At 65.2% G+C, this 24,949-nt stretch carries 23 protein-coding genes; 12 read left to right on the forward strand and 11 right to left on the reverse strand.

All coding sequences use genetic code 11. The features are described from left to right. Positions 1-16 precede the first annotated feature (16 nt). From AB4Y73_RS08125 to AB4Y73_RS08135, 3 genes are read right to left on the reverse strand one after another with little or no spacing between them, the layout of a single operon-like run. A complete protein-coding gene (locus tag AB4Y73_RS08125; protein WP_441870685.1) occupies positions 17-910 on the reverse strand; it encodes an SURF1 family cytochrome oxidase biogenesis protein in 894 nt (297 codons plus the stop codon). Then, positions 911-1,198: a hypothetical protein gene (locus AB4Y73_RS08130; protein ID WP_441870687.1), complete on the reverse strand. Its 288-nt coding sequence runs from the start codon at positions 1,196-1,198 to the stop codon at positions 911-913. Then, positions 1,195-1,626, reverse strand: a complete 432-nt coding sequence (locus AB4Y73_RS08135) for a DUF3099 domain-containing protein (RefSeq protein WP_441870689.1) — start codon at positions 1,624-1,626, stop codon at positions 1,195-1,197. Before AB4Y73_RS08135 ends, AB4Y73_RS08130 begins: the two co-directional genes overlap by 4 nt. Before the next feature lie 143 nt (positions 1,627-1,769). On the opposite strand from AB4Y73_RS08135, the gene AB4Y73_RS08140 reads away from it, so the two are divergent. Both AB4Y73_RS08140 and AB4Y73_RS08145 read left to right on the forward strand, forming a co-directional pair. After that, complete coding sequence (locus tag AB4Y73_RS08140) at positions 1,770-2,492, forward strand: beta-ketoacyl-ACP reductase (RefSeq protein ID WP_441870691.1); 723 nt, start codon at positions 1,770-1,772, stop codon at positions 2,490-2,492. A 162-nt stretch (positions 2,493-2,654) separates the two neighbouring features. Next, positions 2,655-3,407 carry an SDR family oxidoreductase gene (locus AB4Y73_RS08145; RefSeq protein WP_441870693.1) on the forward strand — a complete coding sequence of 251 codons (753 nt, stop codon included), beginning with the start codon at positions 2,655-2,657 and terminating at the stop codon, positions 3,405-3,407. A 1-nt stretch (position 3,408) separates the two neighbouring features. On the opposite strand, the gene serB is transcribed toward AB4Y73_RS08145, so the two are convergent. Further along, complete coding sequence (serB, locus tag AB4Y73_RS08150) at positions 3,409-4,323, reverse strand: phosphoserine phosphatase SerB (protein WP_441870694.1); 915 nt, start codon at positions 4,321-4,323, stop codon at positions 3,409-3,411. Between the two features lie 155 nt (positions 4,324-4,478). Here serB and AB4Y73_RS08155 point away from each other — a divergent pair, with 155 nt between their 5' ends. The 5 genes from AB4Y73_RS08155 (at position 4,479) to AB4Y73_RS08175 (ending at position 8,478) form a co-directional block, all read left to right on the forward strand. Continuing rightward, positions 4,479-5,264, forward strand: a complete 786-nt coding sequence (locus AB4Y73_RS08155; RefSeq protein WP_441870696.1) for an ABC transporter ATP-binding protein — start codon at positions 4,479-4,481, stop codon at positions 5,262-5,264. Positions 5,265-5,279: 15 nt separating this feature from the next. Continuing rightward, the gene (locus tag AB4Y73_RS08160) at positions 5,280-6,065 is read left to right on the forward strand and encodes a sulfite exporter TauE/SafE family protein (RefSeq protein ID WP_441870699.1); all 786 of its coding nucleotides are present in this window, start codon (positions 5,280-5,282) and stop codon (positions 6,063-6,065) included. A gap of 7 nt (positions 6,066-6,072) precedes the next feature. Then, on the forward strand, positions 6,073-6,897 hold the full coding sequence (locus AB4Y73_RS08165) for a TrmH family RNA methyltransferase (protein WP_441870701.1): 825 nt from the start codon (positions 6,073-6,075) through the stop codon (positions 6,895-6,897). Between the two features lie 137 nt (positions 6,898-7,034). After that, the gene (locus tag AB4Y73_RS08170) at positions 7,035-7,292 is read left to right on the forward strand and encodes a type B 50S ribosomal protein L31 (protein ID WP_024365679.1); all 258 of its coding nucleotides are present in this window, start codon (positions 7,035-7,037) and stop codon (positions 7,290-7,292) included. A 94-nt stretch (positions 7,293-7,386) separates the two neighbouring features. After that, positions 7,387-8,478 carry a lipoate--protein ligase family protein gene (locus AB4Y73_RS08175; RefSeq protein ID WP_441870704.1) on the forward strand — a complete coding sequence of 364 codons (1,092 nt, stop codon included), beginning with the start codon at positions 7,387-7,389 and terminating at the stop codon, positions 8,476-8,478. Between the two features lie 13 nt (positions 8,479-8,491). Here the strand turns inward: AB4Y73_RS08175 and pepN are convergent, their stop codons facing one another. Then, positions 8,492-11,110, reverse strand: a complete 2,619-nt coding sequence (pepN, locus tag AB4Y73_RS08180; RefSeq protein ID WP_441870707.1) for an aminopeptidase N — start codon at positions 11,108-11,110, stop codon at positions 8,492-8,494. Between the two features lie 54 nt (positions 11,111-11,164). Then, on the reverse strand, positions 11,165-12,082 hold the full coding sequence (locus AB4Y73_RS08185; protein WP_441870886.1) for a YeiH family protein: 918 nt from the start codon (positions 12,080-12,082) through the stop codon (positions 11,165-11,167). A gap of 269 nt (positions 12,083-12,351) precedes the next feature. Between AB4Y73_RS08185 and AB4Y73_RS08190 the strand changes: the two genes are divergently transcribed. From AB4Y73_RS08190 to AB4Y73_RS08200, 3 genes are all read left to right on the forward strand, one after another. Next, positions 12,352-13,911, forward strand: coding sequence for a circularly permuted type 2 ATP-grasp protein (locus AB4Y73_RS08190; protein ID WP_441870710.1), 1,560 nt, complete (start codon positions 12,352-12,354; stop codon positions 13,909-13,911). Positions 13,912-13,986: 75 nt separating this feature from the next. Further along, a complete protein-coding gene (locus AB4Y73_RS08195) occupies positions 13,987-14,913 on the forward strand; it encodes an alpha-E domain-containing protein (RefSeq protein WP_441870713.1) in 927 nt (308 codons plus the stop codon). Further along, the gene (locus tag AB4Y73_RS08200) at positions 14,910-15,761 is read left to right on the forward strand and encodes a transglutaminase family protein (RefSeq protein ID WP_441870716.1); all 852 of its coding nucleotides are present in this window, start codon (positions 14,910-14,912) and stop codon (positions 15,759-15,761) included. Before AB4Y73_RS08195 ends, AB4Y73_RS08200 begins: the two co-directional genes overlap by 4 nt. A 12-nt stretch (positions 15,762-15,773) precedes the next feature. Here AB4Y73_RS08200 and AB4Y73_RS08205 read toward each other — a convergent pair whose 3' ends face one another. From AB4Y73_RS08205 to glgC, 3 genes are all read right to left on the reverse strand, one after another. Next, the gene (locus tag AB4Y73_RS08205) at positions 15,774-16,241 is read right to left on the reverse strand and encodes a pyridoxamine 5'-phosphate oxidase family protein (protein ID WP_441870718.1); all 468 of its coding nucleotides are present in this window, start codon (positions 16,239-16,241) and stop codon (positions 15,774-15,776) included. A 48-nt stretch (positions 16,242-16,289) separates the two neighbouring features. After that, a complete protein-coding gene (locus AB4Y73_RS08210) occupies positions 16,290-17,753 on the reverse strand; it encodes an SDR family NAD(P)-dependent oxidoreductase (RefSeq protein WP_441870720.1) in 1,464 nt (487 codons plus the stop codon). Between the two features lie 66 nt (positions 17,754-17,819). Next, positions 17,820-19,232: a glucose-1-phosphate adenylyltransferase gene (gene glgC / locus AB4Y73_RS08215; protein WP_441870723.1), complete on the reverse strand. Its 1,413-nt coding sequence runs from the start codon at positions 19,230-19,232 to the stop codon at positions 17,820-17,822. Between the two features lie 101 nt (positions 19,233-19,333). Between glgC and glgA the strand changes: the two genes are divergently transcribed. Next, the gene (gene glgA / locus AB4Y73_RS08220) at positions 19,334-20,530 is read left to right on the forward strand and encodes a glycogen synthase (protein WP_441870725.1); all 1,197 of its coding nucleotides are present in this window, start codon (positions 19,334-19,336) and stop codon (positions 20,528-20,530) included. A 104-nt stretch (positions 20,531-20,634) separates the two neighbouring features. On the opposite strand, the gene AB4Y73_RS08225 is transcribed toward glgA, so the two are convergent. After that, the gene (locus AB4Y73_RS08225; RefSeq protein WP_441870728.1) at positions 20,635-22,803 is read right to left on the reverse strand and encodes an acyl-CoA dehydrogenase family protein; all 2,169 of its coding nucleotides are present in this window, start codon (positions 22,801-22,803) and stop codon (positions 20,635-20,637) included. 1 nt (position 22,804) lies between these two features. Beyond that, entirely contained in the window at positions 22,805-23,485 is a 681-nt protein-coding gene (locus tag AB4Y73_RS08230) for a TetR/AcrR family transcriptional regulator (RefSeq protein WP_441870889.1), read from the reverse strand. 88 nt (positions 23,486-23,573) lie between these two features. Between AB4Y73_RS08230 and AB4Y73_RS08235 the strand changes: the two genes are divergently transcribed. Continuing rightward, the gene (locus AB4Y73_RS08235) at positions 23,574-24,941 is read left to right on the forward strand and encodes an acetyl-CoA C-acetyltransferase (protein WP_441870730.1); all 1,368 of its coding nucleotides are present in this window, start codon (positions 23,574-23,576) and stop codon (positions 24,939-24,941) included. Positions 24,942-24,949 lie beyond the last annotated feature (8 nt).

A 24,949-nucleotide genomic window follows, 5' to 3' on the forward strand; every position in this document is an offset into this window, starting at 1 on the left:
CGAGCATGCTCATAAGTCAGTAGCCTTGTGCGTCCAGGAGGGCGTCTTCCTCTTCTTCGGACGTGGCGTGCTTGCGTTTGCGGGCCGCCGGCGTGCGACGGCGGGCTGCCGCGGCCGCGGAGTGGACGGGGCTCCCCGAATCCCGCGGCCCGTCCTCACTTTCGTCCTCATCTTCGGCATCGATGGCCGCGTTGCGGGCCTGCTGCCGCGCGGCGTAGCCGAACCCCACAAACATCAGCACCCCGAACGCGAACCACTGCAGCGAATAGGACAGGTGCGTCCCTTCCTCCGTGGCCGGCTTCGGGAACGGGAACGGCGAGTCGGCCGGAGCGGGAGATTCAGACGCCAACTGGCCGTAGGCGCCCGTGAGCACCGGGTAAGGCAACTGGTCCGCATAGGTGGGCAGGTCGATGGAGGCGAGCTGGCCGTCGGGCGCGCCGCGGTCCAGTTTGGGCTCGCCATGTTTCAGCCGGACAATCGCTGTCACGGGTCCGGACGGGGGCTCCGGAATGGAATCCGGGCTGCCCGGGTTCTTATTGCCGATGGGCAGCCAGCCGCGGTCAATCACCACGGTCTGGCCGGACTCGAGCTTAAACGGGACAACTACCTCGTACCCGGGCTGACCGTTCAGCGGACGGTTGCGGACAATCCGCTGGCCGTCGACGTCGTATGTACCCTTGAGCTCCACCTGCGTCCATTCCTTGGCGGGGTCCAGTCCGGAGAATTCTTCCCTGGCCTGGTCGAAGGAGATGGGCGTAGCCGAATAATTGGTGAGGACACGGTTGATCTCAGCAAGGGTCTCGGCGCGGCGGTCCATCTGCCACCTGCCCAGGAACACGCAGGCGGTGGCAAAGACGGCGGCCAGCAGGAGGTAACCCATCCATTTGCTGGAAAAGAGGAAGCGGTACATTCAGCCGTCCTGCCCCACCGGCGCCTGGCCGGATTCGCCGCCGGATTCGTGGCCGGCAACCAGGACAACAGTTTCCTTCCACAGCCCGCGGGTCTGCAGGTAGTCCTCCAGCCACTCACGGTGTTCCGCGCAGGCCAGCCAGATTTTGCGGCGCTCCGGGGTATGGATCTTGGGATTGTTCCACAACAGCTGCCACGAGGCTTCGCTGCGGCAGGCTTTCCGCGAGCACACGGGAGCCGTGGCTGGCGGGGGACCGGTGGTCCCTGCGGCCAGGTCGAAGATGTTCATGAAGCGCGCCGTTCCTGTCCGTGCGTTGGTTCGTCGTCGTCATCAATAAGTTCGCCCTGGAGCACCGCCGAGCCGTCTTCCTGCTCTGACTTCCATTGCGGGCTTTCCAGCTCACTCAGCGGCGCGTAGGCAAGGAGCGAGTCGCTGTGCACCTCTGCTTTGTCGCTGCCGTTGGCAATGACCACCGCAAACCAAGGGAGGAACACTGCGCCGGCCACCACAACAAGCTTGAACCAGCCGTCCACCACAAAAATGAGGATGAGGCAGACCATACGGATGCCCATGGCCAGCGCGTACTTCATCATGCGCCGGTGCATGTCCTCGGAGTGTGCCGTCGCGGCGTCCGTAATGCTGTGGACTGAGGTATCGCCGGAGAACCGTGGCAGGTTTCCGGGCACAAACTGTCCAGCATTGTTTTCAGGGGTCACGGCTGTTTGATCACGCTCCAAAGGCTTGCCTCCATTCTCCCACCATCGGCAGAAGCACCCAAACGGAGGCTAAGATCGGAGGCAGTAAAAATCCCACCTGTTTCTACAGCGGCGCTTTCTGCCGCAGATTCCCGGAGCGTCCCATGTCTGAAGCCACCACCGCCCGCAGCGTTCTCATTACCGGAGGCAACCGCGGCATCGGGCTGGCCATCGCTGAAGCCTTCCTGGCCAACGGCGACAAGGTGGCTGTGACGTACCGGAGCGAGTCCCAGTTACCGGAAGGAATCCTGGGCGTAAAGGCCGATGTCACCGATGAAGCATCCGTGGACGCGGCATTCACAGAGGTGGAGGCAGCCCACGGTCCGGTGGAGGTGCTGGTGGCGAACGCCGGGATCACCAAGGACACGCTGCTGCTGCGGATGAGCGAGGATGACTTCACCTCCGTGATTGACACCAACCTCACGGGCGCGTTCCGGGTCATCAAGCGGGCGTCCAAGGGCATGATCCGGATGCGGAAAGGCCGCGTGGTCCTGATTTCCTCGGTATCCGGGCTCTATGGTGCTCCCGGCCAGATCAACTATTCTGCGTCCAAAGCCGGGCTCGTGGGCGTAGCGCGCTCCCTGACCCGGGAACTGGGCTCCCGCGGCATCACCGCCAACGTTGTGGCGCCCGGCTTCATCAACACGGATATGACAGCCGAGCTTCCGGAAGGCACGCAGAAGGATTACCTTTCCAGCATCCCGGCGGGCCGTTTTGCCGAAGCTTCGGAGGTGGCGAACGTGGTCCGTTGGGTTGCCAGCGACGAAGCTGCCTACATCTCCGGTGCTGTCATTCCGGTCGACGGCGGCCTGGGAATGGGCCACTAACCGGTGTGAGCCTCTGCCCATCCGCCGGGTTTCCGGCGGCCCGTACCCAACTAGCCGGACCGCGCATCTTTGTGGGGGTCGCACAAGCGAACACTGGGCCGGCGCTGGCATGATGGACTGCAGACCCCGAGCGATTTAGACGTATCGAACAAAGGAGCCCTTGTGGGACTGCTGGACAACAAGACAGCCATTGTGACCGGATCCTCCCGCGGGATCGGCGCCGAAGTGGCCAAGATCCTGGCCGGAGAGGGTGCCGCCGTCGTCGTTAACTACCGTCAGAAGGCGCCGCGCGCCAACAAGGTTGTTGCGGGTATTGAGGCCGCCGGCGGCCGCGCCGTCGCCGTCGGAGCGGACCTGACGACGCTGGAGGGTGTTCAGGCCCTGGCCAGTGCGGCCATGGAGAACTTCGGCTCGTTGGATGTGCTGGTGCTGAACGCGTCCGGCGGCATGGAATCCGGCATGGCGGACGATTACGCGCTGAAGCTGAACCGTGACGCGCAGGTGAACATGCTCAACGCTGCCGTGCCGCTGATGAAGGCAGGGTCCCGGGTGGTCTTCGTGACCAGCCACCAGGCTCACTTCATCAACACGGTGCCCACCATGCCCGACTACGAGCCCGTCGCCCGCAGCAAGCGCGCCGGCGAGGACGCCCTGCGCGAACTCATCCCGCACCTGGCGGATATGGGCATTTCCCTGGTAGTCGTTTCCGGCGACATGATCGAAGGCACCGTCACCGCCACGCTGCTCGACCGATCCAGCCCGGGCGCTATCGAAGCCCGCCGCGCCGAGGCCGGCAAGCTCTACTCCGTGGAGGAGTTCGCTGAAGTAGTGGCCGGCATGGCCACCGCCGACGTCGAATCCGGCCACACGGAGTACGCCGGCGGCGCGGACTACTTCGGCAAGAGCGCCAAGTAAGTCACCACAGTCCGCGAGAGAGCAGTTCGCGGCAGTGTTCCASTGGAACACTGCCGCAGGGCATGTTGACGGCGGAATCTGCCACGGCGCGCACCGCGGGCTTGGCGTTGAACGCTACCCCGATTCCGGCGGCGCCGAGCATGTCGAGGTCGTTGGCGCCGTCACCCACCGCAATGGTGTGCTCCATGGCGATTCCCTCGGCGGCAGCCCATTCGCGCAGGTACTTCTCCTTGGCGGCCCGGTCAATGACGGCACCGAGCACCTTGCCGGTCAGGGCGCCGTCGACGATTTCAAGCTCGTTGGCAATCCAATAGTCCAGGCCGAGTTCCTCGGCGATGGGACGCAGGATCTGGTTGAATCCGCCGGAGACCACCGCCACCACGTGGCCCGCCTCCTTGAACGCGGCCACGAGCTCGGCGGCACCATCACTTAGCTTCACTTCGGCCCGGACGGACTCGACGACGGCGGCAGGCAGCCCTGCAAGCACCGCCACCCGCGCGTGGAGGCTTTGCGCGAAGTCCAGTTCCCCGCGCATGGCGGCTTCGGTGACGGCGGCCACTTCCTCGCGCTTGCCTGCGTAGGCCGCCAGAAGTTCAATGACTTCCTGCTGGATCAGTGTTGAGTCCACGTCCATGATCAGGAACTTCCGGGGAGCATCGCGCAGTGCCGCAGGAACGATGGCCGTGTCCAGCCCGTCCCGGGCCGTGTCTGCTACTGCCCTGCGAAGGGCCGCGATTCCGGCGGCGGTGGCGTCGGCCACGGCGAGCCCTGCGGTGATGACCTCAAACCTGTGGTCCCTGTTCCGCGACTCTGACTCGATGGTGGCGCCATTTCCGGCCCACAGGGAGCGCAGTCGCTCGAGCTCGGCGTCAGTCAGTTTGGGGCCATAGCTGACCGCAGTCACGTTCGGATTCATGGCTGCAATCTTAGCCAGCGCGGCACCGGGCCCCGAATTCGTGGCAAGTCATACAGGCATGACGGGCAACGTTTCGCCATGGCAGGTCCAAACACACGCAGCCGGCGGGGTATCAGTTATCAGTCGGCCCGGATTTTGTCCTAGTGTCTACTCCTATGAGTGATGTTCTTGAATTGGCTTCCGTCAGCGTTGTCCGAGGCAAAAAGACCCTGTTGGACAAGGTGGACTGGCAGGTCAATGAGGGGGAACGCTGGGTCATCCTGGGACCCAATGGCGCCGGCAAGACCACTCTCCTGCAGGTCGCGGCAGCGCGGCTCCACCCCAGCAGTGGGACGGCAGGGATTCTGGACGAGACCATGGGCCGCGTGGACGTTTTCGAACTCCGTCCCCGGATTGGCCTCTCGTCAGCCGCACTGGCCAGCCAGATTCCAGAGTCAGAGAATGTCCTGAACGTTGTGGTCACCGCAGCCTACGGCGTGACCGGCCGCTGGCGCGAAGGCTACGAGCGGCCGGACGAGCGGCGTGCTTTCCGTCTGCTGAACGACTGGGGTATGGGCCCGCTGCTGAACCGGACATTCGCCACGCTGTCCGAGGGGGAGCGCAAACGGGTCCAGATCGCCCGGGCCCTCATGACGGACCCCGAATTGCTCCTACTTGATGAGCCTGCCGCCGGACTGGATCTCGGCGGCCGCGAGGAACTCGTTCACAAGCTTGGCGAACTCGCCAGCGATGAGGGCTCGCCGGCCATGGTCCTGGTGACGCACCACCTTGAGGAAGTTCCGCCGGGGTTCACGCATGCCATGCTGCTGCGCGACGGCGGTGTCGTCGCCGCGGGCCCCATCAAGGATGTGCTCACGGACGAGCACCTCAGCAACACTTTCGGGCTGTCCCTGGACGTCACCGAAAACGCCGGCCGGTACACGGCCACTGCACGCCGCTAACGCGGCCCCGCCTCCGTGGAGCTTCTCAATAGCATCATTGTGTTTTTTGCCGGCCTGTGGGCCGGCACCATCAATGCCGTCGTCGGCTCCGGCACGCTGGTCACCTTTCCTGTCCTGATTGCCCTTGGCGTTGCACCGGTATCCGCCTCCATCAGTAACGCCATGGGCCTGGTAGCAGGCAATGCCGCCGGCGCATGGGGTTACCGGAAGGAACTCAAAGGCCGGGGCCAGCAGCTGCTCAGGCTGCTGCCTGCCTCCCTGCTCGGTGGCATCAGCGGAGCCTGGCTGCTGCTGCACCTCCCGGAAAAGGTGTTCTTTGTAGCCGCTCCGGTGCTGATTGTGCTGGCCCTGGTGATGGTGGTCTTCCAGCCCCGGCTCCAGCGGTGGGTACGGGCCAGGGAGGAAAACCCCGAGCACGCCATCAAGGACAAGAGCCACGGTGTGCTACTGATCGTGCTCGTGTACCTGGCCGGCGTCTACGGCGGCTACTTCGTAGCCGCCCAAGGCATCCTTCTGGTGGGCATCCTGGGCGTCTTCATGGCGGGAACCATCCAAAACGCCAACGCCATGAAAAACATCCTGGTCCTGGGCGTGAACATTGTGGCGGCGGCTTCCTACCTGCTGTTCGCGTTCGGGCGCATCAACTGGCCTGTGGTGGCCATCATCGCGGTCAGCTCGCTGATCGGCGGCCTCATCGGTTCCAAGGTGGGCCGCCGGCTGTCCCCGCCGGTCCTTCGCGGCGTGATCTTCGCGCTTGGCCTGGTTGCCCTGGGCTTCATGATCGCCAATCTGCTGAAATAATCAGCCGGTGACAATCCACTATCTTGAATCCGCCGCGGATCCCCGTGTGTCCGATTACACGCAGCTCACGGACGTCCACCTGCGGAAACTTCGCGAGCCGGCAGAAGGCATGTACATCGCCGAGTCGTCGCGGGTTCTGCGCCGTGCGCTGGCTGCCGGCCACCGACCGAGGTCGTTTTTCCTGGCCGAGAAATGGCTGGCAGACCTGCAGGATGTCCTGGGCGCCTACCCGGACGTACCCGCCTTCATCGGCAGCGCCGCCCTGCTCGAAGAGATCACCGGCTTCCACCTGCACCGCGGAGCCATGGCCGCGATGCATCGGCCGGCACCGGTGCCGCTCCACGAACTCCTGGCGGACGCGCGCCGGGTCGCCGTGCTGGAAGACATCGTGGACCATACCAACGTCGGTGCCATCTTCCGCTCCGCCGCTGCACTGGATATCGATGCCGTCCTGATTTCGCCGCGTTGTGGTGATCCGCTCTACCGCCGCAGTGTCCGCGTCAGCATGGGCACCGTCTTCCAGGTTCCTTGGGCGCGGCTGGAGTCCTGGCCGCAGGACATCTCGGTCCTCAAGCAGAATGGTTTCACGGTGGCCGCCCTGGAACTGACCGGGGACGCGGTCGACGTCGACCAGCTCGCGGCCCGCAACCCGGAGCGGCTTGCCCTGGTGCTGGGCACCGAAGGTGCCGGCATGAGCGCAGAGACGCTCGCCGCCGTCGACCTTGCCGTGAAGATCCCCATGCGTGCCGGGGTGGACTCCCTGAACGTGGCGGCGGCCTCGGCAGTGGCGTTCTGGGAACTCCGGCCGCGGAGTTCGCAGGGTCGGCGCTGATCCGCTATTATTAACAGCTGGCTGTCCTGCTCTTTCTGCCTCGCGTTTTTTAGACTTGCGGCAATGATGCGGGCACCAGCCATCCCATTCATACCTGGCAGCTGGCAAAATCCAGTTGTGCGAACAAAGGCCCCATTATGAAGTCTGATACACACCCGAAGTACGAAGCTGTTGTTTTCAACGACCTGGCTTCCGGCGTCAAATTCCTGACCAAGTCCACCGTGTCTTCCAAGAAGACCATCGAGTGGGAAGACGGAAACACCTACCCGGTCATCGACGTCGAAATCTCTTCAGAGTCCCACCCGTTCTACACGGGCAAGCAGCGCATCATGGACTCTGCAGGCCGCGTCGAGCGCTTCAACGCTCGCTTCAAGGGCTTCGGCGGCAAGAAGTAATTCACTTCCCCCAAGCTTTTCTCAAAACCCGCACCGGCAACGGTGCGGGTTTTGTTGTTTTCGGGAGTCAGGAGCGTGGGGGAGGATGGAGGACATGACTGCCACACCAAATGTGCCTGAAGACCGCTCCCGCAGCCACCACGGCGAGTACAAAGTCCCCGGCGGCAAACTTGTGGTGGTGGACTTCGATGTGGTGGACGGGGCCCTCTCCGATGTCTCCCTCAGCGGCGACTTCTTCCTGGAACCGGATGAGGCCCTGCAGGCCATCAACAAGTCCCTCACCGGCCTTCCGGAAAGCACGACGGCGGCTGACCTGTCCGGGGCAGTCACCGGTTCGCTGCCCCCCGACGCAGTCCTGTTTGGCTTCTCCGCCAACGCCGTGGCCACCACCGTCCGCCGAGCCCTGGCACAGGCAACTTCCTGGTCCGACCACCACTGGGACGTCATTGCGCCCACCGTGCTGCCCACGCACGTCAACGTAGCCCTGGACGAGGTGCTGACCGAAGAGGTGGGCGCCGGCCGCCGCAACCCCACGCTGCGGTTCTGGGACTGGGAGGAACCGTCTGTGGTGATCGGCAGCTTCCAGTCGGTGCGGAACGAGCTGCACCCCGGCGGAGTCGCCCGGCACGGCATCACCGTGGTGCGCCGGATCAGCGGCGGGGGAGCGATGTTCATGGAGGCCGGCAACTGCATCACGTACTCCCTCTACGTGCCCCAGACACTCGTGGACGGGATCAGTTTCGCCGACTCCTACGCCTTCCTTGATGCCTGGGTCATGGCCGCGCTGGAGAAGCTCGGCATCAGTGCCTTCTATGTCCCACTGAATGACATAGCCACCGAGCAGGGCAAGATCGGCGGGGCGGCGCAGAAGCGCCTGGCCAACGGCGGGATGCTGCATCACGTCACCATGAGCTACGACATCGACGCCGACAAAATGGTGGAGGTCCTGCGCATCGGCAAGGAAAAGCTGTCGGACAAGGGCACCCGCAGCGCCAAGAAGCGCGTGGACCCGTTGCGGCGCCAGACCGGGCTGGCGCGCACCGAGATTATCGCGGCCATGATGGACGTCTTCACGGAGCGGTACTCAGCCACTCCCTCGGAGTTGTCCAGCGCCGAGCTGGCCGTCGCCCGCGAGCGGGTGGCGGGCAAGTTCGGCACCGAGGAGTGGCTGCACCGCGTCCCCTGAGTATTTGCCCGGCCTATGACCTCAGCTGTGCGGTGAGCGCCCTAAGCAGGTGGCTGCGCTGTTCCACGATGATCCTCCGCAAAGCTCGGGGTGCATCTGCATTGGCCGCCAGCCAGGTGTCAGTGCGCTCCACCACTGGGTGCAGCTCCGGCTGGACGCCGGCCGGCAGGTCCTGCGCCGAGGGATACAGTCCCCGCACAATCCGGGTGGCGATCTCGATGCTCCGGTTCTCCCAGACGTCGCGGAGGCACTCGAAATACGGCTCCACATAGGGTTCCAGCAGCGCCGGGGCCGCAGTGGTGAAACCGGCGATGGTGGCGGTGAGGAGCTGGTTGGACAACTCAGTCCCGTGGACGGCTTCCCTCCACGCGGCAGCCTTCACCTCGGGATCAGGCCGGGCGGCCAGCGCCGTCGCGTGGCCGGCGCGGCCGGAGGCTGTGGTGTCGCGCGCCAGCTCGGCGTCCAGCTCCGCCACGGTGGCCTGGCCGTTGGCCGCCAGGGCGTGCCAGACGTTCCAGCGCAGTTCGGCGTCCACTGCCAGGCCCTCGTATGCCACAGTGCCGTCCAGGATGCCCCTGAGCCGGGCCAGGAGTGAGCTGTCGCGGCGGCTGACGGCAGCCACCGTCCTGGCCCAGCCAAGCTGGTGGTCCGAGCCCGGGGCGGCCAGTTCCAGTTGGCTGGCCGCAGCCGTCAGGAAGTCCCGGCGCACGGTGCCGCGTTCAGGCGCAGGGGTGTAGCGTTCGACGGCGGTCTCGGCGTTTTCGAGGATGTTCAGCAGCACGCCGATCCCGGTTTCGGACGGTCCGAACGCGGTGACCGCGTGCACGAAGCGCGTGGCGGGGCTGTCCGCGTCGCGGGCGGAGTTCCACAGCGCGGTCCAGCACAAGGCCCGGGCCATGGGGTCGTTAATCCGGCCCAGGGATGCCATCACTGTGGCTTCTGACACCGGATCGAGCCGGACCTTGGCGTAGGTCAGGTCGTCGTCGTTGAGCAACAGCAGCGCGGGCCGGCGCTGGCCGGCGAGCCCCGGTACCTCGGTCCTGGCGCCCACCGCGTCAGTTTCGACACTGCCCGTGCGGACCAGGGCACCGCCGTCGTCGAAGTTGTAGAGGCCCACGCGGAGCCGGTGCGGCCGCAGTTCCTCACGTCCGGTGACAGGGTCCAGGGCAGCCTGGACGATCGTCACCGAGCCGAGGACGTCGTCGTCGGCTGTTATATCCAATGACAGCGTGGAGATGCCGGAGGTCTGCAGCCATTGGGCAGCCCAGCCTGCCAGGTCCCGGCCCGAAGCCGCGCTCAGGGCGGACAGGAGGTCGGCCAGGCTGGTGTTTCCGTAAGCGTGGTCCCGGAAGTATTGCCGTGAGCCGGCGATGAACGCGTCGAAGCCGACATAGGCCACGAGCTGCTTGAGCACCGACGCGCCCTTGGCATACGTGATGCCGTCGAAGTTCTGCTTGGCGGCCTCGAGATCGGGGATGTCCGCGACGATGGGGTGGGTGGTGGGCAGCTGGTCCTGGACATAGGCCCAGCCCTTGCGTTTGTTCGCGAAGCCCACCCAGGCGGTCTTCCAGGCCGTGGCACGGTCAATGCCCAAGGTGCCCATGTAGTCGGCGAAGGATTCCTTGAGCCACAGATCGTTCCACCACTGCATGGTGACGAGGTCCCCGAACCACATGTGCGCCATCTCGTGCATCAGGGTGGTCGCGCGTGCCTGGTACTGGGCATCGGTGGCCCGCGAGGTGAACACGTAGCTTTCGGTGAACGTCACAAGTCCCGGGTTTTCCATGGCGCCCAGGTTGTATTCCGGCACAAAGGCCTGATCGTACTTGCCCCAGGGGTACGGGAAACCAAACAGCCGGTTGAAGAATGCCAGGCCGTCCTTGGTGAGGCGGAACAGCTCCGCAGTGTCGAAGGAATCCGCCATGGAAGCCCGGCAGTACAGTGCCAGCGGCACCTCAAGTTGCGTACCGTCGTCGAGCGTTCCGCTCCAATGGTCCTGCGCCTTGAAGTAGGGGCCGGCGAGGACCGTGGTGATATAGGTGGACATCGGCTTGGTGGTGGCGAAGTCCCAACGGCTGGTGTCGGGATCGCTCGTCAGCCGGGTCGAGGCGGCTTCCACCCCGTTGGAGGCGACTTCCCAGCCGGACGGGGCCATCACGTGGAAGGTGAATTCGGCCTTGAGGTCCGGCTGCTCAAAGTTGGCGAACACGCGGCGAGCATCGGCAGGTTCGTACTGTGTGTAGAGGTAGCACTGGCCGTCCGCGGGATCCACAAAACGGTGCATCCCCTCGCCCGACCGGCTGTACAGCGCTGTTCCCGTGACCGTCACCTGGTTCTCCGTCTGGAGGTTGTCCAGCCGGATGCGGGAACCCTCCACAATGTCCGCCACCGGCAGGGCCTTCCCGTTGAGGATCACGCTGTGCACCTCGCTGGAGATGAAATCCAGGAAGGTGGACGGCGGCTGCCCCTGGCCTGGGTCCGCGGCGGAGAAAGTGATGACGCTGCGGCTGGTGTACCCCGCCACGTCCGGATCCGCGGCTTGCCTCACGTCCAGGGAGACGTCGTAGCTGTGCGTGGCGATCAGGGCTGAACGGTGGGCGGCTTCGTTGCGCTGCAGATTCTCATGTGACACTGAGCTATCTAATCACGAGGGACCGACTGGGGAATGACGACGGCGGCCTGGTGGCTAGGCGGTGATGAGCAGTGCCGCTCCCAAGCCCAGCAGGGCGATCAGGAGCCACGCCGCGAGCGCAGCGAGCAGCGCCCGTGTTCCGGTGTGCAGGAGCGTGCGGATCCGCACTGCGGAGCCGAGACCGAAAAGCGCCGCGCCCAGCAGGACGTCCTGCAGCCCGGCGCCGGCGTCGAGCACTCCGGCAGGAAGCCATCCTGTGGACCGGAGGGCCACCATGGCCACAAATCCGATGACAAACAGCGGGATCACCGGCGGCATGGCGTGCTGTTGGGTCACGGTACTGGCCCGGTGGTGCATGCCAGCCACAGCCACCACCGGTGCAAGCAGCAGCACGCGGGTGAGTTTGACGATGACGGCGATCCCCAGCGCAGCTGTGCCGGCCGTCTGTGCCGTGGCCACCACCTGCCCGACGTCGTGCACGGACGCCCCGGTCCAAGCCCCGAACGCCAGAGGGCTCAGTTGCAGGGGATGCATCAACAGCGGCAGGAGGCCGATAGCGAGGGTGCCGCACAGTGTCACCAACGCCACGGGCAGGACGGTATCCACATGGCGGATGCGGCGCACTGCTGCCATGGCGCCAATGGCGGACGCTCCGCAGATCGAAAAGCCCGTGGCCACCAGCAGCGCGGTCTCACGCGGCAGCCGGAAGAGCCGCACCAGGAAGTAAGTGCCGGCGAACCCCAGCAGCACCACTCCGGTGATCAGGACCATGGCCAGCCAGCCCAGGCCCAGGATGTCCATGACGCTGACCTTGAGGCCCAGCAGGATAATGCCGCCCCTCATCAGGTGTTTGCCGGCGAAGTCGAGTCCCGGCCTGGCCCGGCCCGCGATCCACACTGCCGTGCCGGGCAGGTTCGCGGCGAGGAGCCCCAGGGCCACGGCAGCTGTCATGGCGGGCAATGCGGGCACCATGGCATGCAAGGCGAAGGCACCGGCCACGGCGAGGGCAGCCGTCAGCAGGCCCGGAAGCAGCCTGCCGGCATCCCGCGGCAGCCGGCCGGGGGGTCCTCCCCGGCGGCCACTGTTGCCTCCGCTTCCGGAGCTCCCTTTGTTAGTCTTCTCTGGCACTCACCTACCTTGCCGGATGTCGCGCGTATTCAGCGAACCGGCGGCAGCTGTGCAACACGCCACAATGGATGGCGGTAATGAATTCGAAACAAAAAGATGGTTGGCTAAAGGACATGTCAGACCTATTCCAGGATTACTCCGAGGCCGCCGGGCGGACCGGCGCCTACGACGAGATGTTCGCCCCCGGCCAGGAAGCCCGCGGCTCGTACGTTGAGGTGGCGGACGCGCTCCGCAAGCTTTCCCTCGCCGACGTCAGTGCGCGGGCGGACTCGATGGCGCGCACGTTCCTGGACCGTGGTGTGACCTTTGACTTTGCGGGGGAAGAACGGCCGTTCCCGCTCGATATCGTGCCCCGTGTCATTCCCGCCGATGAATGGACCGTGCTGGAAAAGGGCGTGGCGCAGCGCGTGCGGGCCCTGGAAGCCTTCCTTAACGACGTTTACGACAAGATGAACGTGGTGGCCGACGGCGTGATCCCGCGCCAGCTCGTTACCACCAGCGCCCACTTCCACCGCCAGGTGCACGGCTTTGAGCCCGCTGGCGGCGTCCGCGTGCACATCTCCGGCATTGACGTGGTCCGTGACGCCGCCGGAACGTTTCGTGTCCTGGAGGACAACGTGAGGGTGCCTTCGGGCGTCAGCTATGTCCTGGAGAACCGTCGCGCCATGGCCAAGGGCCTGCCGGAAGCCTTCGGCCAGCAGCTCATCCGGCCGGTGGAGGAATACCCGCGCCGGCTGCTGTCGGCGCTGCGCAAAACAGCGCCTGCCGGCGTCGACGATCCCACCGTGGTGGTCCTGACCCCCGGTGTCTTCAACAGTGCCTACTTTGAGCACACCCTCCTGGCAGGGCTGATGGGTGTGGAACTCGTGGAGGGCCGGGACCTCATCTGCCGCGGCAACCGCGTCTACATGCGCACCACGGCCGGCGAGCAGCGCGTTGACGTGATCTATAAGCGCATCGACGACGAATTCCTGGACCCGCTGCAGTTCCGTTCGGACTCCATGCTGGGTTGTCCGGGCCTGGTCAACGCTGCCCGAGCCGGCGGTGTGACGATCGCCAACGCCGTTGGCAACGGCGTGGCCGACGATAAACTGGTCTACAGCTACGTTCCGGACCTCATCCGCTACTACCTCAGCGAAGAACCCGTTATTGCCAACGTGGATACCTTCCGGCTCGAAGAAAAGGAAGCCCGGGAGTACGTCCTTGATAACCTCGCCGAGCTCGTAGTGAAGCCGGTGGACGGTTCCGGCGGTAAGGGCCTGGTGATCGGCCCGGACGCCTCCAACGATGAACTGGAAGCCCTCCGCCAGCGCGTCATCGCAGACCCCCGCGGCTGGATTGCCCAGCCGGTCCTGCAGCTCTCCACTGTCCCCACCCTCGGCGGGGACAAGTTCGGCCCCCGGCACGTGGACTTGCGCCCCTTCGCAGTGAACGACGGCGACGACGTCTGGGTACTGCCCGGCGGCCTGACCCGCGTTGCGCTGAAGGAAGGTTCCCTCATTGTGAATTCCAGCCAGGGCGGCGGGTCAAAGGACACGTGGGTGCTGGCCGGCTCGCCGCAGGTACCGGTAGAGACGCTTCCGCGGCCCACGATCTCCATCCGCGAGCGGGTGTCAGTCTGGCCGGTCGAAAGCAATTGGCGCGACCGCCAGCCGGAGCAGCAGCAGCAGTGAGCCGCGTTGTGAAACCGGCACTATTACCAATGGGTTCAACCCCACAGATTTCGGACGCCCAGGAGGTAGCCGCGAATGCTTAGCCGTATTGCTGAGTCCCTTTTTTGGATCGGACGGTATGTTGAACGCGCCGACGGTACTGCGCGCATCCTGGATGTGCACCTCGAACGCCTTAACCACTTGCCCATGGATGAGCGCCGCCGCGTGGCACAGGAACTGCTCGCGGTCATGGGCGCCAAGCCGCCGAGCGAAGATTTCGGCCTGCCCGAACTGTTGCACGCCCTGGCCTACGACAAAACCAGCGCTACGTCCATCGCGGGCTCCCTTGGCGCCGCCCGGGAAAACGCGCGGCGTGCCCGCGAGACCGTATCCTCCGGCCTGTGGGAGAGCCTGAACACCACGTACTACGGGCTGAGCCAGCACCGCAAGGACGTGGTGGGGACGTACCGGTTCTGCAACTGGACGCTGGAGCGGACGGCCATGGTCAGCGGCCTGGCCGACACCACCGTGAGCCACGACGAAAGCTGGCTGTTCCTGGTGCTGGGCCGCTCCCTGGAGCGCGCCGATATGACGGCGCGGATGCTTTCCACCCGGGATGTCCTGTCCGCAGGCATGTCCTGGGTGAACATGCTTCGCTGCGCCGGCGCCTACGAGTCCTTCCTGCGGACGCGGCGGGCAGCCTTCGGTGACCAGCATGCCGCCGAATTCCTGCTGTTGGACCGGCTGTTCCCGCGTTCCATTGTTTACGCCCTGCGTGACGCTGATGAGTGCCTCGCCAAGCTGGACCCATCCGCGCAGCGCGTGGGCTTCATCAATGACGCCCGCCGGATCGTGGGCCAGGCCCGCACGTTCCTCGAGTTCCACCGCACGGACGATCTGATGTCCGAACTGCCGGAGCATATGGAACGCGTGCAGAACGCCGTGGCCCAGGCTTCGGACGCCATTTCCCGTAAGTACTTCAATCAGGCGGACGAACTGGCCTGGGTGGGAGAAGTTTCATGACCCGGCTGAGTATCATCCACACCACGGCCTACAAGTACAACAAGCGCGTCACGCTGTCCTACAACGAGGCCCGCATGACGCCCCTGACGGATGCCCAGCAGGTGGTTCTTGAGTCGGTGCTCAAGGTGTCGCCCTCGCAGGCGGCCGTCAGCAGCTACCGTGATTATTGGGGCACCCGGGTAACCGCCTTCGACATGCAGATGCCGCATGACCACCTCGAGGTCGTTTCCAACATTACGGTCGAAGTGTACCGGGCAGAGAAAATCCCCTCCGAGGCGGACATCGTTGGCTGGGACGTGCTGGCATCGGATGAAACCCTGAACACGTTCAGCGATTGGCTGCCGCAGTCGCAGCTCAGCGGGCCGGGCGATGAGGTCCTGGGCATCATCCCAGGTGTGGTTGAGGGGAAGAACCCGCATGATGCCGCCATGGCCATTTTCGAGTGGATGCGCGGCGAGATGACGTACATGTCCGGTTCCACAGCGGTCACCACCAACGCGGAGGAAGCCTGGGGCCAGCGGCAGGGCGTCTGCCAGGACCTGGCGCACCTTGCCATCGGTGCACTGCGCAGCTGCGGGATCCCGGCGCGGTACGTGTCCGGCTACCTGCACCCGAGGTCGACGGCGGCGATCGGCGAGACAGTCGCCGGCCAGTCACATGCGTGGCTGGAGTTCTGGGACGGGGCGTGGCGCAGCTGGGACCCCACCAACCACAAGCCCGCGGGTGATTTCCATGTGACCGTGGCCAGGGGCCGGGACTACCGCGACGTGCCGCCGCTGAAGGGTATCCTCTCCGGCGGCGGCGGGTCGGCGCTGAGCGTGAGTGTGGAGATCAGCCGCCTGGCCTAGGCCGGCCGCGGATTACTCGGGGGAGGCCTTGGCCGCTCCACTGAGCTGGGTCCACCAGGTCATCGGAGCGGTGACCTTGAACCGGCGGCCGGTGAGGGTGTCGGGGCTGACCCGGATGAAGGTGTCCTTCTTGCCGGCCTGCCACGGGAACAGGTAGAGAGCGGCGGTGTCCAGGATGCCCTCGGTGCCCTTGACGACCACCGCGGGGCCCTTGAGCACCACGCTCCACGCGAGGCCGCTGACGGGGTCCACGCCGTCGGCCTCTACAGCCACCTGGGATCCACCGGAGGCACCGGCCAGCTTGGTCCCCTGGCCGGTGCGAAAGACGATGGTTCCGCCGTCCACGGTGTAGTTGATGGGGAAGATGTCCGGATGCCCGTCCACGAGGACGGCAAGCCGGCCCACGGAGACGGTCCGGAGGAGTTCCCAGCTCTCGTGGTGCTCCAGATTGTGAACTTCGGTAATTGATTCGCTGCTCATGACGCGAGCCTACGCTGTGCGGGCCTCCTCAGCACAGTGACCTTCTGCCTACCAGGGGCTGGGCTTGTAATCTTTCAGGAAAACCCCGTACTGGTCCTCGCCGTTCTCGCCCATCACGATCGGGTCATAAACCCGGGCGGCACCGTCCACCAGGTCCAGCGGCGCGTGGAAGCCCTCCTCCATGAGGCGGACCTTGGTGAAGTGCGGCCGCTCATCGGTGATCCAGCCGGTATCCACGGCTGTCATCAGGATGCCGTCGGCGTCCAGCATTTCCTGGGCGCTGGTCCGGGTCATCATGTTGAGGGCTGCTTTTGCCATGTTGGTGTGCGGATGCCCAGGGCCCTTGTAGGCGCGGGAGAACTGGCCTTCCATGGCGGAGACGTTCACGATGTACTTCCGGGGTGCAGTGGAACGCTTCATGGCGTCCCGGAGCCTGCTGACCAGCAGGAAAGGGGCAGTGACGTTGCAGAGCTGGACCTCGAGCATCTCCAGCGGATCCACCTCATCCACCACCTGAGTCCAGCTGTTGATGGTGGCAAGGTCCGGAACCAGCCCGCCGGCGTCGATCGCTGTGCCTGATGCGATGCGTTCCAGCGAAGCCGAACCGGTGGACAGCGCCAGCGAGGTGATGGCGTCGCCGGCCAGGACCGGATGATCAGTCACGCTGCCGGCCAGGGCGAGCGGGTGCTTGTCGTGGGCATGCCCGAAGGTCAGCAGCTCCGGGCCGCCGTTGGCGGGCTCCAGTTCGGCGGGCAGCGGTTCGTCTTCGGCGTCCACCAGCGGCTTGTATGCGTTGCCGGAACGCCGCACCGTCTGGGCCGCATTGTTGATGATGATGTCCAAAGGTCCGGCGGCATTCAGGGAATCCGTCAGTGCCATGACCTGTGAGGGGTCGCGGAGGTCAATGCCCACAATCCGAAGCCGGTGCAGCCAGTCACCGCTGTCCTCCATGGCAGCGAAACGGCGCGCCGCATCCTTGGGGAACCTGGTGGTGATGGTGGTGTGTGCTCCGTCTCGAAGCAGGCGCAGGGCGATGTACATGCCGATCTTGGCGCGTCCGCCCGTGAGCAGTGCCCGCCGGCCGGTGAGGTCCGTCCGGGCGTCCCGCTTGCCATGATTGAAGGCCGCACACTCGGGACAGAGCTGATGGTAAAACGCATCCACCTGCGTGTAGTGCTGTTTGCAGATATAGCAGGGCCGGGACCGGATGAGGTGGCCCGCGACTTCGCCGGTCGCCGAGGTGGCCAGCTTGTTGCCGCGCGTCTCGTCGTCAATACGGTCCGGCGCTGCAGTGGCTGTCTGGGCGATGACTGCCCGGTCGGCTTCGGAGATCAGGTCGCGCTTGGTGACGCGACGGTGGCGCTTCACTGCCTTGAACATTTTCCCGGTCGCCCGGCGCACCGAGACATAGTCCGGGTGTTCCTCGTCGTAGGCGTGGATGGTGTTCAGAACCTTGAGGCAGGCCTGGATTTCCTCAGGCGTCAGCCCGGCTGACAGATCGGGGGAGCTCATTGCCCCAATTTTACAGCCTGCAAGGAGCCCGGCCCAACGGCGGGAGTGCCGGGCTCCTGACGTGCCTTACGACTTGGTTGAGTGGCCGTGCACCGAGACTCCAACGGCGGCAGCCTGTACTTCGGCGACCTTGTCCACCGACTCCCGCAGCTCGGACCATCTTTCCGTTGCAGCCCGCACGGCGTCCGGTACCAGGATGAGGTTGGCAGCCGACAGGGCGCGCTCGGCTTCGTCCGGTTCGGGGACCGCCTGCCCTTTCGACAGCACGGTGATGCCGGAGTCGGTCACCTTGAAGCCGCGGGCCCGGTCGAGGTCATGATCGAGGCCGATCGCGGCGCCCGCCGGGACCTTGACGTTTTTGTCGATGATGGCGCGCTTGACCACGGCCCCTTCACCGATATTGACCTTATCCATCAGCACCGAGTCGAGGACGCGGCTGGACCTGCCGACGAACACGTCGTTGGAGAGCACCGAGCCTTCCACGATGCCGCCGGAGATCACGCACCCGCTCGCAACAATGGAATCCAACGCCGAGCCGACTGTATTGCCCTCGCCGCGGACGAACTTAGCGGGCGGCGAGATGCTTTGCCGCGTGTAGATGGGCCATTCAGAGTTGTACAGGTTGAAGATCGGCATCGGCGAGATGAGGTCCATGTGCGCGTCGTAGAAAGAGTCGATGGTTCCGACGTCGCGCCAGTACGTGCGGTCGCGTTCGGTGGAACCGGGAATGTCGTTGAGGGTGAAATCGTAGACACCCGCCTCACCCTGGCTGACGAAGTAGGGGATGATGTCACCGCCCATGTCGTGCTTGGTATCAAGGCGTTCGGCGTCCACATGCAACGCCTCCACGAGCGCATCGGCGTCGAAGACGTAGTTGCCCATGGAAGCCAGGAACTGGCTGGGGTCGGCAGCAAGGCCGGGCGTGGTGGCGGGCTTCTCTACGAATGCCGCAATCTTCTCCGGATCGTTCTGGTCCACTTCGATCACACCGAACTGGTTGGCCATGTTCAGCGGCTGGCGCACGGCGGCCACGGTTGCTTTGGCCCCGCTGCGTACGTGCTGGTCCACCATCTGGCCGAAGTCCATACGGTAGACGTGGTCCGCGCCCACAACGACGACGATGTCGGGGTTGGCGTCGTGGATCAGGTTCAGGGACTGGTAGATGGCGTTTGCGCTGCCCAGGAACCAGCTCTTGCCCACGCGCTGCTGCGCGGGGACGGAGGCCACATAGTTGCCCAGCTGGGTGGACATCCGCCATGCTTCGGATATATGGCGGTCAAGGCTGTGGGATTTATATTGCGTGAGGACCACGATTTGCAAATAGCGCGAATTCACCAGGTTGGAAATAGCAAAATCGATGAGGCGGTAACTGCCTGCAAAAGGCACAGCAGGCTTGGCCCGGTCCGCCGTCAGTGGCATAAGCCGGTTTCCCTCGCCACCTGCAAGGACAATGGCCAGGACTTTTTTGTTCAACGGCATTGTGGTCGCTCCTGTACGCCTTCGTAAATCCCCAAACAGTCCGGCATGCCCGGACTCCTTCACACTAGAACAGATACGGCGGAACGACTACCTTGGGTAACGTGCGAATAGACATTGTGACTAAAGAGTTCCCGCCGGAAATCTACGGTGGCGCCGGAGTCCACGTGGCCGAGTTGAGCAGGGTGCTTAGTAAGCATGTTGACCTGCAGGTTCGAGCTTTCGGGGCACCCCGCGACGCTGACTACCACGGCGCCGGGGTGACCTCCTATGCCGTGCCCGCGGACCTCGGTTCGGCCAACGCGGCCGTGCAGACCCTGGGCGTGGATCTGCGCATTGTGCCGGACATCGAGGGGGCCGATCTGGTCCACTCCCACACCTGGTACGCGAACATGGCGGGCCACCTCGCGTCCCTGCTGCACGGCATCCCTCATGTGCTCAGCGCGCACAGCCTGGAGCCGCTGCGGCCCTGGAAGGCTGAGCAGCTCGGTGGCGGCTATGCCTTGTCCTCTTGGGTGGAAAAGACCGCGTATGAAGCAGCAGCGGCGATTATTGCCGTTTCGGAGGGCATGCGCCAGGACATCCTGCGCAGCTATCCGAACGTTGATCCCGCCAAGGTCAGGGTGGTCCATAACGGCATCGACGTTGACCTGTGGCAGCGCGATGAAGGGGACGATGCCGTGCGTGCCCTGGGCATCGACCCGCAGAAACCCAGCGTGGTTTTTGTTGGCCGGAACACGCGCCAGAAGGGCGTTCCGTACCTGCTGCGGGCTGCCGCCAAGCTGCCTGCCGATGTCCAGCTGGTTCTGTGCCTGGGCGCAGCGGACACCCCCGAACTCGCGGCCGAGACTGCCCGCCTCATCGAGGAACTGCAGCGGCAGCGGACCGGTGTCATCCTCATCGAGCGGATGCTGCCGCGCCACGAACTCATCCAGGTCCTCAGCCACGCAACCGCGTTCGCGTGCCCGTCAATCTATGAGCCGCTCGGCATCGTGAACCTCGAAGCCATGGCCTGCGGAGCGGCCGTGGTAGCCAGCGCCACAGGCGGTATTCCGGAGGTGGTCCAGCACGGTGAGACTGGCCTGTTGGTTGACCTGGAGCAGGTCACCGACGGTACCGGGACGCCGCTGGACCCGGAGAAGTTCGTGACCGAGTTCGCCGCGGCCCTGACCGAGGTGGTGTCCGACCCCGAGCGGGCGCGCGCCATGGGACAGGCGGGCCGCCGCCGCGCCGAGGAGCACTTCTCCTGGGAGTCCATCACGGAGACCACCCTTGAGGTCTACCGCTCGGTGCTTTCCTAACGCCCCCGGCGGTAACTGACTGACAACGCACGACGGCGCCGTTCCCACCAATAGGGGAGCGGCGCCGTCGTGCGTGGGCTCGCTGGTGAATGAGCCTGCGGCGGTCAGTTTCGCCGGCCGCGGGCGGCGTTTGCCGTGCGTGCGAGCAGCACCTTCTCGTCAACAGGCGCTGTGCCGCTGGCCCGCTGCGCCCTGTAATAGGCCCGGGCCTCATCCTGCCGCGTCCTTTCGGCGCCGGTGGCAATCGCCGAGCGAATGTGTTCATCCCCGTAGCCGAAGGCGTCTACCAGGTCCAGGGCGTGTGGGCGGATCTTGACCAGGAGCCGGTTGATGTAGTCCCCCACTGTGCGCGCGCGCTGCATGGAGAGCCGCCCGTTCATGAGGTACCAGGAGAGGTTCTTTTCGATCAGTGACAGGCCGAACAGATCGCGGAGCCACGTCAGCACAACCTTGGTGCCGGGGTCGCTGACGTTGCGCAGAGCCTCCGTGAAGGCCTCCCACTGCAGGAGTTCAGCGTGAGCCTGCGCTGCGTCGATCAGCTCGTTCTGGTGCTGGTTGAAAAGGGCTGCACCTTTTTCGAGCGGAAGCTTGCCGGCACCCTTCAGGGCGGCTCCGACATCCGACACCATGGTCTGGACGCGGTCTGTGAGGAGGGCCCGCTGTCCCTCTTCGTCGCGGAGCGCGATGGCGGCCTTTTGCACTGAACCCGTGTCGGCGACGAACTGCGCCACCTGCCGTAGGCCGGTGCGGTGGATCGCCACACCGGTTGCCTGGGATACCACGTAGCGGGCCAGCACGCCGAAGTCGACGTTCCGGAACTCCTTGGCGTAGTCGGCCAGGAGCCTCTTGGCCACGAGCTGGAGCAGTACCGTGTTGTCGCCTTCGAACGTGACGTAGACATCCATGTCCGCACGCAGGGACGCCAAGCGGTTTTCGATCAGGAAGCCTGCACCCCCGCAGGCCTCACGGCATTCCTGCAGGGTGTCCAGGGCATGCCAGGTGCTGAGCGGCTTGAGAGCGGCCGCCAGCGTCTCCAGGTCCTGGCGGTCCTCATCGGTGTCATGGGCGCCGGAGAAGACGTCGTCGAACTTCTGCAGCAGCTGCTCGTGGGCAAATCCCGCGGCGTACGTTGTGGCAAGCCGGGTGAACAGCCGGCGCTGGTGCCGCTGGTAGTCCAGCAGGACTTCCTCGTCCGTGTGGGAGGACGCGTTGAACTGGCGGCGTTCGGTGGCGTAGCGGATGGCGGCCGCAAGGGCGATCTTTGACACCGCGACGGCCGCCCCGTCCAGCGAGACGCGGCCCTGGACGAGGGTGCCGAGCATGGTGAAGAAGCGGCGGCCAGGACTGGCTATCGGAGAGCTGTAGGTGCCGTCGGCCCCAACGTCGCCGTACCGGTTGAGGAGGTTGGTCCGCGGGATCCGGACGTTGTCGAAGTGCAGCCGGCCGTTGTCAATCCCGTTGAGGCCACCCTTGACGCCGTCGTCCTCGCCACCGATGCCGGGCAGGAACTCCTTGGTGTCGGGGTCCCGGAGGTCAACGTAGAACGCATGGACGCCATGGTTCACGCCCTGAGTCACGAGCTGGGCGAAAACCACGGCACCCAGACCGTCAATGGCCGCATTGCCGATGTAGTCCTTCCATGCGGCCCGGAACGGCGTGTGAATGACGAATTCCTCGGTTGCTGCGTCGAAAGTCGCCGTGGTGGCGATGCTGGCAACATCCGACCCGTGGCCGGTCTCCGTCATGGCAAAGCAGCCCGGGATAGCCAGACTCATGATGCCCGGCAGCCACTTGGCATGGTGGTCCTCCGTGCCGAGGTGCATCACGGCCGAACCGAAGAGGCCCCACTGGACGCCGGCCTTAATCTGCAGGGACGGGTCCGCGGTGACCAGTTCCTCGAACCCGGCAACGTTGCCGCCATGGTCGTCAGCACCATTTAGTTCCGCCGGGAAAGCCCGGTGCACGGCGTTGTGGTCCACCAAGTACTCCAGCTGCCCGAAGACCCGGGCGCGGTGTTCCGTGTGCGTGAGGCCCTCCGTCTTATGGAGTGCCGGGTCACCCGCCAGCGCACGGGAGTGCCGGCGGGCGTCCGCCCATTTGCCCAGGAGCTGCTCCCCGAGGGCAGCAACGTCGACGGCGGGCTGTGCGCCCGGCTGCACGCTGGCGCGGGGTCCCGCAGGCGATTCCTTGGCGCCGGTGTTGGTCCCGGCAGTCTTTCCGGCTTTGGTGTTTGCGGTTCTGCCGCCGCCGGGGCGGTCCACTACTTCGGTCATGTCAATGTCCTTCGTTGGTTCTGACAGGTGTTTCCAAAAGTTCGGGGGCGATGCCCACGCAGAGCCAGGCGGTAATCTGCTGGGCCATGGCTGCCTGGTCCGGTTTCGTCGCGGAGTCAGGAGTGCTGAGCCACTGTTCGCCGGCACTCCGGACCAGGCCGATGGCGGCGGTGGGCCAGTAGCCGATCACCGCTGCCCGGCCGTCGCCCAGGTGCGTCCGCATCGGGGCGGCGATCATTTCGGCGATGGAGTCGAAAAAGTGGCCCAGGGCCCCCGAGATCGCCACGGATCCGTGCTGGCTATCGGCATCCACCGGTGCGTAGCGGGTGACGAAGCTGTACACATTGGGGCTGGTTTCCGCCATCTGGAGGTAGGCCGAGATCATGGCCAACAGGCCTTCCCTGGGCGTTTGGGCAGCCTGTGCTGCTTCACGGATCTTGCGCTGCATCTGGCTGAGGACCACCTCACCGACGGCATGCTGCAGCCCGGCCTTGTCACCGAAGTAGCGGTAGAAGACCGACTTCGACGTGCCCGCGGCTGCTGCGATCTCCTCCATGGAAGCCTCGCTGCCCAGGGCGTGGACTGCCCGCCGCGCGGCTTTGATCAGCTCCCGGCGCCGCTCTTCCCGATGGGTCTGCCAACGGGCGGAACGGCCGTCGGCGTTTGGGCCGGCGGCTGGCATCGTCGGTTCGATGGGGAGCTTGTTCACGATACTCAGCGTATCAGGTACGCTGAGTATCGATAACCGTCCCAGATCAGAGGAGACACCCATGTCCGTCAACGGACCGTCCGCCACCGGACCCCAGGAATCCGCCAGCCCCGCGGCACCGGGTGCAACGCCCGCAGTCCGGCGGGCGGTGATCGTTGGCGGCAACAGGATCCCCTTTGCCCGTTCCGGCGGGGCCTACACCAAGTCCTCCAACCAGGACATGCTGACTGCGGCGCTGGACGGCCTGATCGCCAGGTTCGGCCTCCAGGACGAGCGGATCGGTGAGGTTGCCGCTGGCGCCGTATTGAAACACTCCCGGGATTTCAACCTCACCCGTGAGGCCGTCCTGGGCTCGGCATTGTCGGCGGAGACCCCCGCGTACGACCTCCAGCAGGCGTGCGCCACCGGCCTGGAAACCGTGTTGGGGCTGGCCAACAAGATCAAGCTGGGCCAGATAGATTCGGCAATCGCCGGCGGTGTTGACTCGGCCTCGGATGCCCCCATTGCTGTCAGCGAAGGCCTGCGCGCGGTGCTGCTGGACCTGAGCCGGGCCAAGACCCTTCCGCAGCGGCTGCAGGTACTCAGCAGGTTGCGGCCCAAGGACCTCGCTCCCGACGCGCCGAGCACCGGAGAGCCGCGCACTGGCCTGTCCATGGGTGAACACCAGGCCCTCACCACGGCGCAGTGGAACATTTCGCGCGAAGCCCAGGACGAGCTGGCCTTCAACAGCCATCGGAACCTGGCTGCGGCATATGATGCGGGCTTCTTTGATGACCTCCTGACGCCGTACCGGGGGCTCGCGAAGGACTCCAACCTCAGGGCGGACACCACGCTGGAGAAGCTGGCGAGCCTCAAGCCGGTCTTCGGGAAGAGCCTCGGCGCCGAAGCCACTATGACCGCCGGAAACTCCACGCCGCTGACTGACGGGGCCTCCACGGTCCTGCTGGCATCGGACGAGTGGGCCCGGGCCCATGACCTGCCCGTGCTCGCAACGGTGGTGGATGGGGAAGCCTCCGCGGTGGACTTCGTTCACGGCAAGGACGGCCTGCTGATGGCACCGGCGTTCGCGGTCCCGCGGCTGCTTGCGCGCAACGGATTGACCCTTGACGACTTCGACTTATTTGAGATTCACGAAGCCTTTGCCGGGACCGTCCTGAGCACGTTGGCGGCTTGGGAAGATGAGGAATTCGGCCGTACCCGGCTGGGGCTCGAAGGCGCCTTCGGCAGCATCGACCGCGCCAAACTGAACGTCAACGGCTCCTCCCTTGCGGCGGGCCACCCCTTTGCTGCTACTGGCGGACGCATCGTCGCTTCCCTCGCCAAGATGCTGCAGGCCAAAGGCACGGTGAACGGCAGGCCCGCACGCGGGCTCATTTCCATCTGCGCCGCCGGCGGACAGGGCGTCGTCGCAATTCTCGAAGCAGCGTAGGAGCACCG

Source organism: Pseudarthrobacter sp. TAF60_1 (genome assembly GCF_052113505.1).
Lineage (GTDB): Bacteria > Actinomycetota > Actinomycetes > Actinomycetales > Micrococcaceae > Arthrobacter.